Source organism: Corynebacterium sp. HMSC068G04, from assembly GCF_001814885.1.
GTDB lineage: Bacteria > Actinomycetota > Actinomycetes > Mycobacteriales > Mycobacteriaceae > Corynebacterium > Corynebacterium hiratae.
This window is the reverse complement of sequence record NZ_KV818333.1, coordinates 112,606-127,884: the sequence shown is the minus strand read 5'-3', so window position 1 is coordinate 127,884 and position 15,279 is coordinate 112,606. Positions and strand designations below refer to the sequence as shown.

Annotated in this window: 14 protein-coding genes; 9 read left to right on the top strand and 5 right to left on the bottom strand. The window is 62.5% G+C overall.

Going from position 1 to position 15,279, the window contains the following annotated elements; genetic code table 11:
* Window position 1 precedes the first annotated feature (1 nt).
* From pgeF to HMPREF2993_RS13630, 6 genes are all read left to right on the top strand, one after another.
* Window positions 2-742, top strand: coding sequence for a peptidoglycan editing factor PgeF (pgeF, locus tag HMPREF2993_RS07705; RefSeq protein WP_046647973.1), 741 nt, complete (start codon window positions 2-4; stop codon window positions 740-742).
* Entirely contained in the window at window positions 742-1,452 is a 711-nt protein-coding gene (locus HMPREF2993_RS07700; RefSeq protein ID WP_070515741.1) for a YggS family pyridoxal phosphate-dependent enzyme, read from the top strand. Before pgeF ends, HMPREF2993_RS07700 begins: the two co-directional genes overlap by 1 nt.
* A 69-nt stretch (window positions 1,453-1,521) precedes the next feature.
* A complete protein-coding gene (locus tag HMPREF2993_RS07695; protein ID WP_046647975.1) occupies window positions 1,522-1,944 on the top strand; it encodes a cell division protein SepF in 423 nt (140 codons plus the stop codon).
* A 220-nt stretch (window positions 1,945-2,164) separates the two neighbouring features.
* A complete protein-coding gene (locus HMPREF2993_RS07690; RefSeq protein WP_046647976.1) occupies window positions 2,165-2,476 on the top strand; it encodes a YggT family protein in 312 nt (103 codons plus the stop codon).
* Window positions 2,477-2,644: 168 nt separating this feature from the next.
* Window positions 2,645-3,754: a DivIVA domain-containing protein gene (locus HMPREF2993_RS07685; protein ID WP_141758278.1), complete on the top strand. Its 1,110-nt coding sequence runs from the start codon at window positions 2,645-2,647 to the stop codon at window positions 3,752-3,754.
* Window positions 3,755-3,897: 143 nt separating this feature from the next.
* Window positions 3,898-4,068: a hypothetical protein gene (locus HMPREF2993_RS13630; RefSeq protein WP_046647978.1), complete on the top strand. Its 171-nt coding sequence runs from the start codon at window positions 3,898-3,900 to the stop codon at window positions 4,066-4,068.
* A gap of 100 nt (window positions 4,069-4,168) precedes the next feature.
* On the opposite strand, the gene HMPREF2993_RS07680 is transcribed toward HMPREF2993_RS13630, so the two are convergent.
* The gene (locus HMPREF2993_RS07680) at window positions 4,169-5,245 is read right to left on the bottom strand and encodes an HNH endonuclease signature motif containing protein (RefSeq protein WP_070515737.1); all 1,077 of its coding nucleotides are present in this window, start codon (window positions 5,243-5,245) and stop codon (window positions 4,169-4,171) included.
* A gap of 363 nt (window positions 5,246-5,608) precedes the next feature.
* On the opposite strand from HMPREF2993_RS07680, the gene ileS reads away from it, so the two are divergent.
* Entirely contained in the window at window positions 5,609-8,806 is a 3,198-nt protein-coding gene (ileS, locus tag HMPREF2993_RS07675; RefSeq protein ID WP_070701782.1) for an isoleucine--tRNA ligase, read from the top strand.
* A gap of 131 nt (window positions 8,807-8,937) precedes the next feature.
* On the opposite strand, the gene HMPREF2993_RS07670 is transcribed toward ileS, so the two are convergent.
* A complete protein-coding gene (locus HMPREF2993_RS07670; protein ID WP_049155277.1) occupies window positions 8,938-10,287 on the bottom strand; it encodes an MFS transporter in 1,350 nt (449 codons plus the stop codon).
* The gene (locus HMPREF2993_RS07665) at window positions 10,284-10,925 is read right to left on the bottom strand and encodes a GntR family transcriptional regulator (RefSeq protein WP_049155279.1); all 642 of its coding nucleotides are present in this window, start codon (window positions 10,923-10,925) and stop codon (window positions 10,284-10,286) included. The genes HMPREF2993_RS07670 and HMPREF2993_RS07665 overlap by 4 nt, the downstream gene beginning before the upstream one ends.
* Before the next feature lie 150 nt (window positions 10,926-11,075).
* On the opposite strand from HMPREF2993_RS07665, the gene HMPREF2993_RS07660 reads away from it, so the two are divergent.
* On the top strand, window positions 11,076-12,530 hold the full coding sequence (locus HMPREF2993_RS07660; RefSeq protein ID WP_049155282.1) for a DNA polymerase IV: 1,455 nt from the start codon (window positions 11,076-11,078) through the stop codon (window positions 12,528-12,530).
* On the opposite strand, the gene HMPREF2993_RS07655 is transcribed toward HMPREF2993_RS07660, so the two are convergent.
* Window positions 12,527-13,462: an asparaginase gene (locus HMPREF2993_RS07655; protein WP_070701780.1), complete on the bottom strand. Its 936-nt coding sequence runs from the start codon at window positions 13,460-13,462 to the stop codon at window positions 12,527-12,529. The genes HMPREF2993_RS07660 and HMPREF2993_RS07655 overlap by 4 nt on opposite strands.
* A 106-nt stretch (window positions 13,463-13,568) precedes the next feature.
* Between HMPREF2993_RS07655 and HMPREF2993_RS07650 the strand changes: the two genes are divergently transcribed.
* Window positions 13,569-14,171 carry a WKL family lipoprotein gene (locus HMPREF2993_RS07650; RefSeq protein WP_046647983.1) on the top strand — a complete coding sequence of 201 codons (603 nt, stop codon included), beginning with the start codon at window positions 13,569-13,571 and terminating at the stop codon, window positions 14,169-14,171.
* A 148-nt stretch (window positions 14,172-14,319) separates the two neighbouring features.
* On the opposite strand, the gene HMPREF2993_RS07645 is transcribed toward HMPREF2993_RS07650, so the two are convergent.
* Window positions 14,320-15,267 carry a DUF6263 family protein gene (locus HMPREF2993_RS07645; protein WP_070701778.1) on the bottom strand — a complete coding sequence of 316 codons (948 nt, stop codon included), beginning with the start codon at window positions 15,265-15,267 and terminating at the stop codon, window positions 14,320-14,322.
* Between the last annotated feature and the right edge of the window lie 12 nt (window positions 15,268-15,279).

Here is a 15,279-nt window from a genome sequence, read left to right as displayed (position 1 = left end):
CATGCCAGTAAACGAGGAAGCACACGCAGCACGACGCCCCGTCCGCATGGTTTTTACAAGCCGTGCCGGCGGGGCGTCGTCGTCGCCTTATGACTCTTTTAATCTCGGCGATCACGTTGGCGATGACCCCGCCGCAGTGGCCGCCAATCGCGAGCGGCTCCGCCGTGCCACGGGCTTAGAGGACATCGTGTGGATGGAACAGCTCCACACCAACACCGTGACGGTGGTGGGGGCCGAGCGCCGCGGCGTCGAGGAGCCCGTGCCGGCCACCGATGCCGTGGTAACCAACGAAAAGCGCTTGGGCCTAGGCGTTCTCGTGGCGGACTGCACGCCGGTGCTGCTTGTCGACGTCTCCGCGGGCGTCATCGGCGCCGCCCACGCCGGGCGCCTTGGCGCGCGCAACGGAATCGTCCGCAATACCGTCGATACCATGGTTGAGTTAGGGGCCCGCCCCGCCTCGATTCAGGTGCTCATGGGGCCGGCCGCTTCTGGGCGGAACTATGAGGTGCCGGAGGCGATGGCGGATGACGTCGAGAAGCATCTGCCCGGCTCCAAGACCCGCACGTCGTCGGGTACCTGGGGCGTCGACGTGCGCGCTGGGCTGATTCGTCAATTGATGGAGATGGGGGTTACGGCTATCGAATCGGACCCGCGCTGCACGATTGAGGACACAGATTTCTTTTCTTATCGCCGCGAGGGCGTCACCGGACGCCAAGCCGGCGTGATTTGGTTGGAGGATTAATGACGAACAACGATACTGTGCGCCGTGAAGAGCTGAGGGCTGGCCTGGAGAGCACCCGCGCTGCTATTCACCGTTTCGCTGAGGCCGCTGGCCGCCCCGCCCCGCAGCTGCTGCCGGTGACGAAGTTTCACCCGGCCGAAGACATCGCGCTGCTAGCGGAGTTGGGGATCACAGATGTGGCGGAAAATCGCGAGCAGGAAGCGCGTGCCAAGGCGGAGGCCCTGTCCGAGATGCGTTTCCACATGATTGGCCAGGTTCAGACCAAGAAGGCGAACCACGTGGCCCGATGGGCGCATAGTGTTCACTCGCTCGATTCAGAAAAACTTGCCAGAGCACTCGACCGCGGCGTGGCTCTTGCCCAGGAACGCGGCCAGCGCGAGGACACGCTTCCGGTCTATATCCAGGTATCCGCCGACGGTGATACCGCGCGTGGCGGCTGCCCGCTAGAGGGTGTATCTGCTCTGGTGGATCTGGTCGAAGATCTGGAGAACCTGCAGCTGTGTGGCTTCATGGTGGTTCCACCGCTGGAGAGCGATCCGGCGGAGGTTTTCACCCAGGTGAGGGCATTGACGGATGAGGTGGCGGCCAAGCTTGGGCGAGACCTGAAAATGTCCGCCGGCATGAGCGCCGATATGGAGGCAGCGATTGCATCTGGAACGGATATCGTGCGTGTCGGAACCGGAATCATGGGAGCCCGCCCGCTAGGTTAATTGTCATTGTAAAACTGCATTACAAGACAGCAAATGAACAGAACACACTAGGTCAGAGGGAGACCCAGAATGTCACTGATTGATAGGACTAAAGAGTTCTTCGGGCTGGGCCCGATGGACATGGACGCCGACGATGCCTACTACGCCGACGAGCGCAGCTACAACGCTCCGGCCTACGCACCTTCCTACGAGAAGCAGGAAGAGGAGTTTGTCCCGACCATCGTGGCTCTCTCCCTCGTCTCCTTTGATGATGCAGCAAAGGTTGGCGGCCCCTTCCGTGACGGTGACGCAGTGGTCTTCGAACTCACCGACGCCGACCGCGGCTCCGCCAAGCGCTTCGTGGACTTTGCCGCAGGCCTCTGCTTCGCGTTGGAAGGCCGCATGAAGAACCTGACCAAGGGCATGGACACCAGCCGCAAGGTTTTTGCCATTGTGCCGAAGGGCGCTGATATCTCTACCGTGGAGCTGGAGCGAGCAGCGCACCTGCGCTAGAGACGTCAGGCTTTAACCGCTTCATCGTTATTCTCCTCCGTGTTGGCTTAAGGGAGGCGGAAGGCGATGGGGCGGTTTCGTCGTTTTCATCGTGGGGCCTTATCGGAGAGTCATTCTCGGCGGCGGTATGGCTGCCGCGGTGCCGTCTCTGTACGCCGAGGGCGAACCTTAGGGCAGGGGAGTACCGCTGGCGGGGGTGATTCCGATAGGCTCAGGCATTGTGAGTGCTTTAGGTTCAATTCTCCTCGTCGCCGTGAGTCTTTACTCGTGGGTTTTGTTGGCGCGCATCGTTATTGAAATGATCCAGTCTTTTTCGCGCCAATTCAACCCGCCCCGCTGGTTCATGATGGTTGCTGAGGTGCTTTTCGTGGTCACCGATCCGCCGGTCAAGGCGCTGCGAAAGGTGATTCCGCCGCTGCAATTGGGCGGCATCGCGCTCGATGTTTCCATCATTGTTTTGTTCCTGCTTTTGTCCGTTCTTTCGCAACTTATTGCGTGGCTATTTTTCGGTACCAACGGACTTGCGGTGTAACTAACGGGTGTATTAAACCCTCCTGTTAACGTTGAGACTCGTGCCCGCGTTAGATAATGTGTTGATTCGGATACAATGAGTTACCACAATCCGTATTATTAACCGCATATGTACCCGGCCTCTGGACCCTCTAGAGGTTTGACCGATTCGTAAGGGGAAGAGAAGTCAATGCCACTGTCACCAGCTGATGTACACAACGTCGCTTTCAGCAAGCCGCCAATTGGCAAGCGTGGCTACAACGAGGACGAGGTCGATCAGTTCCTCGATCTCGTTGAGGATGCTCTTGCTCAGCTGCAGGATGAGAACGATGATCTCCACGCCCAGGTTGAGGAGCTGAAATCTCAGGCTCCGGCCGGCGCTGCCGGCGGCGCCGCTGCCGCTAAGGTCGACGAGGCCGCTGTGCGCAAGGAAGTCGAATCCAAGCTGCGCGCTGAGTATGAGGCGAAGCTGGCTGACTCCAAGAACGAGATTGCCAAGGCCAAGGAAGAAACCAAGCGCGCCCAGGAGCAGGCAAAGGCCGCTCAGGCGCAGTCTTCCCAGGCGCCGGCCGCTCAGGCGCAGGACAATTCCGCAGAGCTCAAGGCTGCTCGCGAGGAAGCTGCTGCTGCCAAGCGTGAGCTCGAGGCCTCCAAGAAGGAACTGGAGAGCACCAAGAAGGAGCTGGAGTCCGCAAAGAAGAACTCCGCAACCTCCACCACCTCATCTTCCGCTGCTGCCGTAGCAGGTGCAGGTGCTGCACAGTCCACCGCACAGGATCTCGCCACCCCGGACACGCATATGCAGGCAGCCCGCGTTCTGGGCTTGGCGCAGGAGATGGCAGACCGCCTTACCAACGAGGCCAAGGCCGATTCCGAGTCCATGCTGGCGGAGGCCCGCACGGCCGCAGAGAAGCAGCTTGCCGACGCTGACTCTCACTCCAAGGCCCAGCTTGCTGACGCTCAGAAGCGCTACGACGCGCAGCTGCAGGAAGCCGATACCCGCTCCAAGAAGCTGGTGGCTGACGCCGAAAACAAGGCAAAGCAGACTGAGGCCGACGCTACGTCCCGCGCCGAGGCACAGATTCGCCAGGCTGAGGAGAAGGCAGCTGCCCTGCAGGCAGATGCCGAGAAGAAGCACACCGAGGTCATGAACACGGTCAAGCAGCAGCAGACCGCTCTGGAGGCCCGTATCTCCGAGCTGCGCCCCTTCGAGCGCGAGTACCGTACCCGCCTCAAGACGCTGCTGCAGTCCCAGCTTGAGGAGTTGGAGTCCCGCGGCACCGCTGCCCCCCAACGGTGAGGCCGGAAAGTCCAACGATTAATCTCTGAATGAGCGGCGTCCCTGCGGGGGCGCCGTTATTCTTTTCTGTAGGTATACGTCCGTAGGTATACATTCTTTGTAAGCACAGAGCTCTTCGTCATTGGTGGGAAAGGAGAACGCACATGCTCATCGGCGCATTGCTTCTGGCCTTTGTTGCTTTCTTGGCGTTCGTGAACTACATCCTCACCGCTGCTGAGTGGTCCTTGTACGTGCTCTTCGCTTCCGCCGGGGTGGGCATTGTTCTGTTCATCGCAGACACCGTGATTAAACTCCGCCGCAAGCACGACGAGTAGCTCGGTCTCGCCGAAAATCTGTAATGCGCGCAGCTAAGGCACGACGAGTAGCCCTCGGCCCAGTGGTAATTCTGGGTGGAGGGCTACTTTTGTGAAGCCGCTAGTCGTCTCGTTCCGCGGGGTTTGTGAATATCCCGGGTGGCGCTTGCAGCGGCGTGGGCGGCGGAGGAGGGCCGTTCGTTCTTTTCGCTTTACCCCTGATCCGAGCCATGCGGCCGCGACCCGGCGGCGCATTCGGATCGTCCTGGTTCACCCCATTGTGATACGGGCAGAGCATCACCAAGTTTTCCTGGTTGGTGTACCCGCCGTTCTTCCACGCGATGAGGTGATGAACTTGACATTCATCGGCCGGCTTCAGGCAGTCATCCCAAGCACAGACTGGGAACTCGGCCATGGCCATGATGCGTTGCTTGATGCTGGCGGAGCGCTCCTCGTAGTAGAGGTTGACCGGCCCGTGATAGGGATGGAAAAGAGTCGCGAGCGCGCCGTCTTTATCGATCTCACCGGCGATGACCTTGTTGAGGTACTCCGCGCCGGTCATCGTGGCGCCATTGGTCATCTGGAGGGTGATTTCTTCGCCGTCACCGTCGAGAATTTTCGTCATTGCATCCAGCGGCACAAGGATATTGGTCTGCAAGCCGCGGCGCGGAGCAGCGCCTGTGAAGAAGGCCTCGCGGATGGACTCGAGGGGGCGTGCTGGGTCGACGGCGTCGTTAAGCTCTGCAATCAGTTGCGAGGGGCCCGTGATCGCCATCGTCCACGGTGCATTGCGGCGGCGGTAGACAGTCACGCCCTCCTTCGGCGTGGGGAGAACCGCGTGCTCCTTGAGCTTCTTTTTCGCCAGTGCCTCCATGGCGAGGGTGTCAGCGCTCGTTCGGCAGAGTTCTAGGCGTAGTTTCCAGCCCAACGCTTGTGTTTTGGCTTTCCGGGCATAGCGGTCGATGACCTCCAAGGTAGGCAAAGAATGCTTGCGTTGGCGCGCTGCCTTCACTGCGTCGCGTTGCATCCGCGTCATGGCGGTTTTGCCAAAGAAGCTCGTATGCAGCCGCACCAACTCCGCGGCGGTTTTGTCTGGGGAGCCGGCGGCGATGAGGTCTGCTTCAGACATGCCTTCGCACTCGGCGACGACATCGATGCCGGCCCCGAGTGCGTTAAGGAAAGTCTGCAGTGCGCTCATGACAGTGGAGCTTAAAACACCTTATGACCTGCGCGCATTAGAAAAAATGTTCCTGTGGAAAACCTTATCCCAGGTGCCTCTTTCGTGTACTGGCGTTTCTATTTTGGGGCTTTCGGGAACCTGCGCCTGTGAAAACTTGACCGGCTCGCTATACTTTTAGGCGTATGCAGTGAGCCGGCTATCACCGGGGAGCATTCCGGAAGAACGTGCTTTGCGCTTAGCGGAGCATTATTAGAACCGGGCGGGTAGGGACCGTCATCTCCTTCACATCAACGAAGCGGGGCGCCTCGGCGCCCAAGCGGGGTGGTACCGCGAGCCGTAAGGCGCGTCCCCGCCACAGCGAACGAGTGAAGGAATTTTTAGATGAGTAATAACCCCGCGAACGTCGGCAGCGTTTATCCCAAAGTCGATATGACTACTGGGTCTTCCCGTTTCCCCGATATGGAGCAGGAGGTCCAGAAGTACTGGAGGGCCGACGACACCTTTAAAGCCAGCCTCGAGCAAACCGAGGGCTGCCCCGAATACGTCTTTTATGATGGCCCTCCCTTTGCCAACGGCCTGCCACACTACGGCCACCTGTTGACCGGTTACGTCAAGGACATCGTCCCGCGCTACCGCACCATGGCCGGCAACCACGTCCCGCGCGTCTTCGGCTGGGACACCCACGGCCTGCCGGCGGAGCTGGAAGCAGAAAAGCAGCTCGGCATCACCGACAAGGCCCAGATCGAGGAGATGGGCCTGGAGAAGTTCAACGAGTACTGCGCCAAGTCCGTCCTCGAGTACACCGATGAGTGGGAAGAGTACGTCAACCGCCAGGCTCGCTGGGTGGACTTTGAAAACGGTTACAAGACCATGGACTTGAACTACATGGAGTCCGTGATGTGGGCGTTTAAGGAGCTCTACGACAAGGGCCTGATCTACCAGGGCTTCAGGGTTCTGCCGTACTCCTGGGCTGAGCACACCTCGCTGTCGAACCAGGAGACGCGCCTGGATGATTCTTACAAGATGCGTCAGGATCCGACCCTGACGGTGACCTTCCCGGTAGCGGGCGCTGTGGAGGGAAGCGCGGCGGAGAAGACGTTGGCGGATAACGCCGAGCTTGCCGACGCCTCCTTCCTCGCCTGGACCACCACCCCGTGGACCCTGCCGTCCAACCTGGCTTTGGCGGTCCACCCGGAGGTCGACTACGTCCTGTTCAAGGCCACCGAGGGCGACTTTGCTGGCCGCACCTTCATCATGGCCGAGGCGCTCACCGGCACCCTGGCCAAGGAGCTGGGTGAGGCGGAAGTTCTCAAGACGTTCAAGGGCGCTGAGCTCGAGGGCTTTAGGTACCAGCCCATCTTCGATTTCTTCCCAGATGTCGAGAACGCCTACCAGCTGCTGCTCGCAGATTACGTCACCACTGAGGACGGTACTGGTGTGGTCCACCAGGCTCCGGCCTTCGGTGAGGACGATATGCTCACCTGCCAGAAGTACGGCGTGGGGTTGGTCATCCCGGTGGACGAGGACGGCAAGTTCACCTCGCAGGTGCCGCCCTACGAGGGCCAGCTGGTCTTCGACGCTAACAAGGGCATCATCAAGGACCTGAAGGAAGCCGGCCGCGTGGTGCGCCACGTGACCATCGAGCACTCCTACCCGCACTCCTGGCGCTCCGGCGAGCCGCTCATCTACATGGCGTTGCCGGCATGGTTCGTCAAGGTGACCGAGTTCCGTGACCGCATGGTGGAGCTCAACCACAACGAGATCGAGTGGCTGCCGGAGCACATCCGCGACGGCCAGTTCGGCAAGTGGCTGGAGGGCGCTCGCGACTGGAATATTTCCCGCACCCGCTACTGGGGCGCTCCGATCCCGGCGTGGATCTCCGATGATCCGGAGTACCCGCGCGTGGATGTCTACGGCTCCTTGGATGAGCTGGAGCGTGACTTTGGCGTGCGCCCCACCAGCCTGCACCGCCCGCACATCGATGAGCTGACCCGCCCGAACCCGGATGATCCGACGGGCAAGTCCACGATGCGCCGCGTGCCGGATGTGTTGGATTGCTGGTTTGAGTCCGGCTCGATGCCGTTTGCCCAGAAGCACTACCCGTTCGAGAACAAGGAGTGGTTTGAGACCCACTCGCCGTCGGACTTCATCGTGGAGTACTCCGGTCAGACCCGCGGCTGGTTCTACGTCATGCATGCGCTGTCGACTGCGCTCTTTGACCGCCCGGCCTACAAGAAGGTTGTGGCCCACGGCATCGTTCTGGGCAATGACGGACTGAAGATGTCCAAGTCCAAGGGCAATTACCCGAACGTTAACGAGGTCTTTGACCGCGATGGTTCGGATGCCATGCGCTGGTTCCTCATGTCCTCGCCGATCTTGCGCGGTGGCAACCTCATCGTCACCGAACAGGGCATCCGTGAGGGCGTGCGCCAGGCTATCCTGCCGATCTGGAATGCCTACACCTTCCTGCAGCTTTACGCTTCCCAGGACGCGAAGTTCGATGTCAGCTCCACTAACGTGCTGGACCGCTACATCTTGGCCAAGACGCATGACTTGGTAAAGAACACGAATGATGCGTTGGCGAATACCGATATTGCTACGGCAACCGAGGAGGTTCGCCTCTTCGCGGATGCCTTGACTAACTGGTACGTGCGCCGCTCCCGCGACCGTTTCTGGGAGGGCGAGGAGACCCACGCAGAGGCTTTCAACACCCTCTACACGGTGCTGGAGACCGTCTCCCGCGTGGTGGCTCCGCTGCTACCGCACGTGGCTGAGGTCATCTACCGCGGCCTGACCGGTGAGCGTTCCGTGCACTTGGCTTCCTACCCGAAGGCTGAGGACTACCCGGCTGACGCGAACCTGGTGGCCGCTATGGATGCCACCCGCGCGGTGGCTTCGGCGGCGTCGTCTGTGCGCAAGTCCAATAAGCTGCGTAACCGCCTGCCGCTGCCGAAGCTGACGGTGGCGATGCCGGATTCGGCTCGCTTGGCCGACTTCAAGGACATCATCCGCGATGAGGTCAACGTCAAGGACGTTGAGCTGACCGATGATGTCGATGAGGTCGGCACCTTCGAAGTAGTCTGCAACGCCAAGGTGGCGGGCCCTCGCTTGGGCAAGGACGTACAGCGCGCCATCAAGAACCTGAAGGCGGGCAACTACGAGCGCGACGGCGAGGAGGTTATCGTCGACGGCGATATCCGCCTGACCCCGGACGAGTACACGGAACGTCTCAAGGCGGCGAACCCGGAGTCCACGGCGCGCGTGGACGGCGTGGATGGCCTAGTGGTGTTGGATACCAACGTCACCGAAGAGCTGGAGGCTGAGGGCTGGGCCGCGGATGTCATCCGCGGCCTGCAGGATGCCCGCAAGGCCGAGGACTTCGTGGTCACCGACCGCATCACCGTGGCCCTGTCTGTCCCCGCGGAGAAGGAAGAGTGGGCCAACCGCCACCGCGAGCACATCGCGGCAGAGGTACTCGCCGTCGACTTCACCGTGACGACCCAGCCTCTCGAGGCTGGTGCCGACAAGAACGTCCACGACGTTCTCAAGGGCGTGACCGCCACGGTGGCTAAGGCCTAAGACGGCAACAGCGACGTTAACGGTCGCAGAAAAAGCTCCGCCTCCCGGATCCGGGAGGCGGAGCTTTTAGCGTCTGTGCACAGGTAGCGCAGTGCGGCCCAGGGGAGGGCGCCCGACTGGTGGGGCCGGTGCTAGCGGCGAGTGCCGGGCAGGTGCGCGCGCCAAGCAAGGATGACATTGATGAGGCAGACCAGAGCCAAGAAGCTACCGATGCTGAACAACGCGGTGAAACCAAGGTAAGGTGCGAGGGCGCTGAAAGCCATCGGGATGAAGAAACCGGTGTAGGAAATGGAGTAGTACACGGCGGTCAGGCCGGCGAGCTCACGCTCGCCCGCGATGCGTTGGACCTCCGACAAGCCGGCGACGAGTGCCAGGCCGTATCCTGCGCCCATGGTCGCGGCGGCGGCGATGCCGAGCGGCAGGGAGAGCGAGTGGGCGGCGAAGGCTCCGAGGATGGCGCCGACTGTGATGACGAACATGGCCAGCGCCGAGGCGCGCGCAGACTTATGGGTATCCACCAGTCGGCCCAACATCTGGACAGCGACACCGCACCCCAGGGTGATAACGGTCATCAGGCCGGAGAAAGCGATGGGGGCATCGCCTGCCGAGTCGGACAACAGCTGTGGCAGGAGCGCATAGGCCGCTCCCGCGCAACCGAATACCCACGGGGCCACAGGGACGACGACGCGTAGGAAACGCTTGTGAGCAACGGCGGGAATGTGCAGCATCTCCAGCATGTCGCGCACCCGAAGCTCCAAGATGGTGGTCTTGACGTCGCCCCGGGTGGGCTGGCGGGTCTCCGGAGTATGCAGGATCCACACGGCGGTCAGCAACGTAAGCAGCATGTGGAGGATATAAGCCGTGTGCGTCGGCCACGGACCCCACTGGGCGAGCACCGAAGCGATGCCCGCGCCGACGAGGAAGCCGGCAGTCAAACACAAGGAAGCCTTGCGGGCGCCCGCCGCCGGGTCACCGCCAGCCCTCGTGATGAGCTCCGTAATCCACGTTGAGCCCACGGCCATGACCAAGCCCAAAGCCATGCCGCATAGGACACGCCCCAGCGCGATGATGAGTGGCTCGTTGGGCGCGATGGACAGCAAGAAAGACCCCGCCAAAGACAGTGGCGCTGCGGGGAGTAACAGGGGGCGGCGGCCCAGCAGATCGGACAGTGGGCCGCCGATCAGAAGGGCGGGGATGATGCCCACGACGTAGGCGGCCAAGAGCCCGTTGACTGTCACCTGGGAAAAGTTGGAGGTCTCGCGGTACATCACCAGCAGCGGGGTGAACTCGTTTCCGCCCCACGCCACGGCGATCATGGAACCGGCGACGGGGAACCACGCGCGCGGCGACAGCGGCGTTCCGTCCGAGTGGATAGACGAACGCGAGGAGGTGGGGCTTTCGGCAGCGTCGGTGTCCAGAATGGCGTCGTGCTCGGTGGTGGGCGCCTCGACAGCAGGGTTCGAATGCGCAGAGACAGTCACAGTTGCTTCCTTGAGGAGTTGAGGTGGGAGTGGAGTTCGGTGAGGTAGGAGTCGATGTCGCCGGAGCGGAGGGCGTCGGCAAGCAAGGCGTGTTGAGCCACGAAGGCGCGTGCCTTCTCGACGCTGCGGCCAATGGCGGTGGCAGTGAAGCGTTGTTGACGCTCGCGCAGCGTGTGGCCAAGGTGCGCCAAGAGGCGGTTGCCGCCGTTGTCCATGATGGTCTGGTGGAACTTTGCGTCCAGTTGGGTGTAGGTACGCAGATCAGAGTTGTCGAGGGCGGCTTTCTGTTCCTCGATCGTGGCATCGAGGACATCAGCGATAAGGCCACGCTCTTCGGCGGGGAGATCGCAGATGTGGCGGGCAGAATTCTCGTCCACGAGGAGGCGGGCTTCGTAAACCTCACGGATCTCGCGGGGGCTGATGGGGACGACCAACGCGCCGCGTTTGGGGTAGAGCTTCAAAAATCCTTCTACCTCCAACCGGAGGAACGCCTCACGCACCGGGGTGCGGCTCATTCCTAGCTCGGAGGCAAGGGCGGCTTCGGAGAGCATGTCCGAGTCATCGACCTCGTCATCGATGATGCGGCGCTTGAGGTGCTCATAGGCCCTTTCTGCGGCCGGTACCTTGTCTTTTTGCATGCATACATGATGCATGCATGTGGGTCTTAGTGTCTAGTACCACACGCCAATCGTGGGGCATAGATCACTCATGCCGCGTGTGAGAGCTAGTTCTCTTTGCCTGCCGAGGGCTTCCTTGTGGATGCGAATATATGTTTTAGACTTGTAGCTATGCAGCGCTGGGTTCTTCACATCGACATGGATGCGTTCTTTGCCTCGGTGGAACAGCTCACCCGACCCACCCTGCGCGGCCGGCCGGTGTTGGTGGGAGGGACATCCGGCCGCGGGGTCGTCGCGGGTGCGTCCTACGAAGCGCGCGCTTATGGTGCGCATTCCGCCATGCCCATGTTCCGCGCGCAGCAGCTTGTGGGTTATCGAGCCGTGGTGGTGCAACCGCGCCGGGCGGTCTATTCGGCAGCCTCGCGCCGGGTGTTTGGGATTATTGCGCAGCACGCCGGGGTAATCGAACAACTATCTATCGATGAGGCCTTTATGGAGCCTGAGGCACTCGTCGGTGCCTCACCAGCCGAGGTCCGCGAGTGGGCAGAGAACCTCCGCCGCGTGATTCGAACGGAGACGGGCCTTCCCAGTTCTATCGGTGCGGGTGCGGGAAAGCAGAGCGCGAAGATCGCCTCCGGGGAAGCTAAACCGGATGGCACCTTCGTGGTCCCGCAGGAGCGCTTCGACGAGCTCATTCACCCGCTGCCGGTGGGCAAGCTCTGGGGAGCGGGCCCAGTTACGCAGCAGAAATTGGCCGCCATCGGAGTGGAGACCATCGGCCAGTTGGCGGCGATGAGCCGCAAGGAAGTCGAGATTTCACTCGGCGGCGTGGTGGGGGTGCAGCTGTGGGAGCTTGCCCAGGGAATTGATGAGCGCCCCGTCGCCCCGCGCGCGATTGCCAAACAGATCTCCACCGAATTCACCTACCCAACGGATCTGCGCACGGCAGCCGAGGTAGACGCGGCGCTGATTCGCGCAGCACACGGTGCTCATTCTCGGTTGCTCAAGGATGGGCGCGGCGCGCGCACGGTGACGGTGAAGCTGCGGATGGCGGACTTTCACATCGAGTCACGCTCAGCCACCTTGCCCTACGCCACCGATGACCTGAAGGTGCTCGAAGCCAAAGCACTGAGCTTGGCCCGCTACCCGGAGGAGCTCGGACCGATCAGGCTGGTGGGCGTGAGCTACTCAGGGCTGGAAGAGGCCCGCCAAGACGTGCTCTTTCCGGAACTGGACCGTGAGATTGTGCGCCGGGCGCCGGACACGGACTACGAAACCGGGGTCAGTGATTATCTGCCGGGGACGCCATCTGTCCCCGAGAGTGTTTCCCCGGCGGGTGGAGCTGCGGATTCCGAAGAATCGCTGAGACACCGGTGGCGCGCGACCCAAGACGTCTACCACCCCGACTTCGGCCACGGCTGGATCCAGGGCGCGGGCCACGGGGTGGTCAGCGTGCGTTTTGAAACCCGCGCTACGGGCCCGGGGTTCGTGCGCTCCTTCGCGGCTGAGGATGAAGACCTCCGCCCCGCCGACCCGCTGGACTCACTGGCGTGGGAGGACATCCCGCCGGATGAAGACGCCGACCCCGAGGACGCGGTAGAGGCCCCACCACGAGAGGACAGCTAGCCCGCGGTATAGGTCGTGGCAGGCGGGGTCGAGCTAAACATCTCGCCCACCGGGGTACCCGTGGCGAGGGCAGCGGCGAGCATGATGCGGGCTTGGCCTGCGCGGAATCCGCCGGAAGCCACCGCGCCCATTTCGCCCAAGGTGGCTCCACCGCCTGCACCGCCATAGGCCAGCTTTGTCACTCCATAGGGCGTGCGGGTGCTAATCACCACGGGCACACCCGCCTGTAGCGCGCGGGTTACGCCGGCACCCATCTCCGCGCCCATGTTGCCGGAGCCCATTGCCTCGATGACGAGGCCGGAGGTGTGGGGGAGGGAGGCGTCGACAAGCGTGGCGCCGGCCCCCGGGTAGGCCGCGATGATCTCCACTGGGTGCTCAGCCAAGGGCGCCAGGGGGAGGGGCTCTAAGGAGGTTTCTCCCACCGGCAGCTCCTCAAAGCCGTTGAGCTGCGACGTGTGCCACTTGCGCGCGCCACGCCCAGGGATGGTGCGGCCGCCAAACTGCACCCACACACCCGGCTTCCCAGAACACAGAAGTTCATAAGCATCGCGCAGGTTGCGCGGTCCGTCACCATCCGGGTGGTCAAAGGCGCGCTGCGCGCCCGTGAGCACGATGGGGCCCGCACCGAGGTCGAAAAGAGACAACGCTAGGGCGGTCTCTTCCAAGGAATCGGTGCCATGCGTGATGAGTACGCCGTCGATGTCCGGGCGGGCCAGCTGGTCACGTACGCACAGCAGCAGCTCATCGAGGTCTGCCAAAGTAATCGAGCTGGAGTCCAGGGCGCGGAACTCCACCACCTCGATATCGTGAGGGCTGCCCGCAGTGCCTAGGGATGCGGCCAGCTGCTGGCCGCTGACGGTGGGGACGAGGGAGCCGTCACGGACCGTCGTGCAGGCGATGGTGCCACCGGTGGCGATGAGTGCAAAAGTCATGCCAGCAGGCTACTACAGGCGCACACCTGCGCGGGAAACCCAGGGTGAAGCTCGCGGGCGCTAGAGTAAAAGGGATGAACCACGATCCCCAACGTGAGGAGTATTTGTGAAATCCTTCAAGCTGAGCGCCGCCGTCCTGGCTTTGGGCGCCGCGACTGCCCTGTCCGCCTGCTCGTCTTCCGACGATGGCGCGGCCGAGAACAGCACCGCCGCTAAGCCCTCGGGCGAAACCTCCGCCTCGCAGGTTGTCTCCACCGAGATGCCCTCCGTGGAGGAACTCAACGAGATCTTGGCTAAGGCTGCCGACCCGAACCTGCCGCAGGAAGAGAAGGTGCAGCTGGTGCAGGGCAGCGAAACGGCGCCGGAGCTTTTCGACGTCATGTCGCAGTCCCAGGCCGAATCCGGTGCCACCTTCGAGGTTGTGGCCCCGGTCATCCCGGGCCTCGTGCCGGATTCCGCGCTCGCTACCGTCCACATCAACACCCCTGATGGCCAGCAGCAGACCGCTGACCAGGTGGAGTTCATCAACGAGGGCGGCACGTGGAAGCTGTCTAAGACCTGGGCTTGTGTCTTGGTCACCAACATCGTCCCGCCGGAAGAGGTCCCGGAGATGTGTGCGGACTCCGTGCCGGAAGGCGCTGGCGCCGAGGAAGGCGCTGAGGCGCCTGCCGACGCCCCCGCAGAAGGTGCTGAGGCTCCCGCCCAGTAAAACCAGGTTTTCATAACTTAAGCGCCCGCCACTCGCTACTTAAGCGCCCGCCACTCGCTGGATCTCATGCCAGCCAGGTGGTGGGCGCTGCCTTGTGCGGAGGCTGTCTCGCGGTGATCTCGCGCGGGAAGGTGAGGCGCGAAGCAGGCTACTCGGTGGTGAACTCCATCTCGGTGGCGCTGGTTTGCACCACGCGAAGATCAGAGCCTTCCGCACCATAAGAAATCGCGGTGGTCACGGAGACATCGCCGGCGGTGGGGAGCGGCTTGGTCAGATCAACGGTGACCGTGCCCTTCGAGGTCGACGTGTGGTCCGTAACCTTCAGCTCCTTGCCACGTAGCTCTTCGGGGGCGTCGGCGCCGTCGAAGGACAGTGCGCCCAGGGAAGGCCGCTGCTCAATCTTCACGCTGAGCTCAGCGATATCCCCGTCCAGCTTGTCCAAGGTATAGGTCGTGGTTTGCAACAGCGTGGATTCTCCAGTGACGCGCGATTCCACCACCCACGTAGCACCCGGGCCGATTTCCTCATCAGGGAAGACGATGGGCAGTGAGGTCAGGCTGGTGATGGCGCGCTCGACGGTGCTGCGGGCCTGATCGGTCGCCGCCTGCGGGGCGGCCAGGCGCAGCGAGTTCATCTGGCCCGTATCCGTGCCGCGCCATCCAAACTGGAAGCCCTCAGCGGAGGAGACATCCGCGCCGTCAGCCTCCGGCTTTCCGACGGTGACGAAGGCGTTGCGGCTTGCTGGAAGTTGGCCTTCGACATTCTCGGTGGCAGCCTCCACCGAGGCCTGCAGCGGAAGAGTGACCTTGTCCTGAGCCTCCGGTGACGGGGCCGAACTGCCGTCCTTGCGCAGTTGCTGGTCGAAGCCCGTGGCGACCTCATACGTCAGCTCCTGCGTAGCATCGAGGTCCTTAAAAGCCAGGACCTGACCGGCGCCGTCACCTGGTTCTAGGAGGGTCACGCGCGGGGCATCGAGGGCCAGCCCCACTGGCTCCTCGACGGGCTTGGCCGGCTGGGAATAGGAACAGCCGGCGAGCGCGCCGGCGACTCCCAGGACGGTGGCGGACAGGACTGCTAGAGCTCTCACACGAAACACGCATTCCAAATT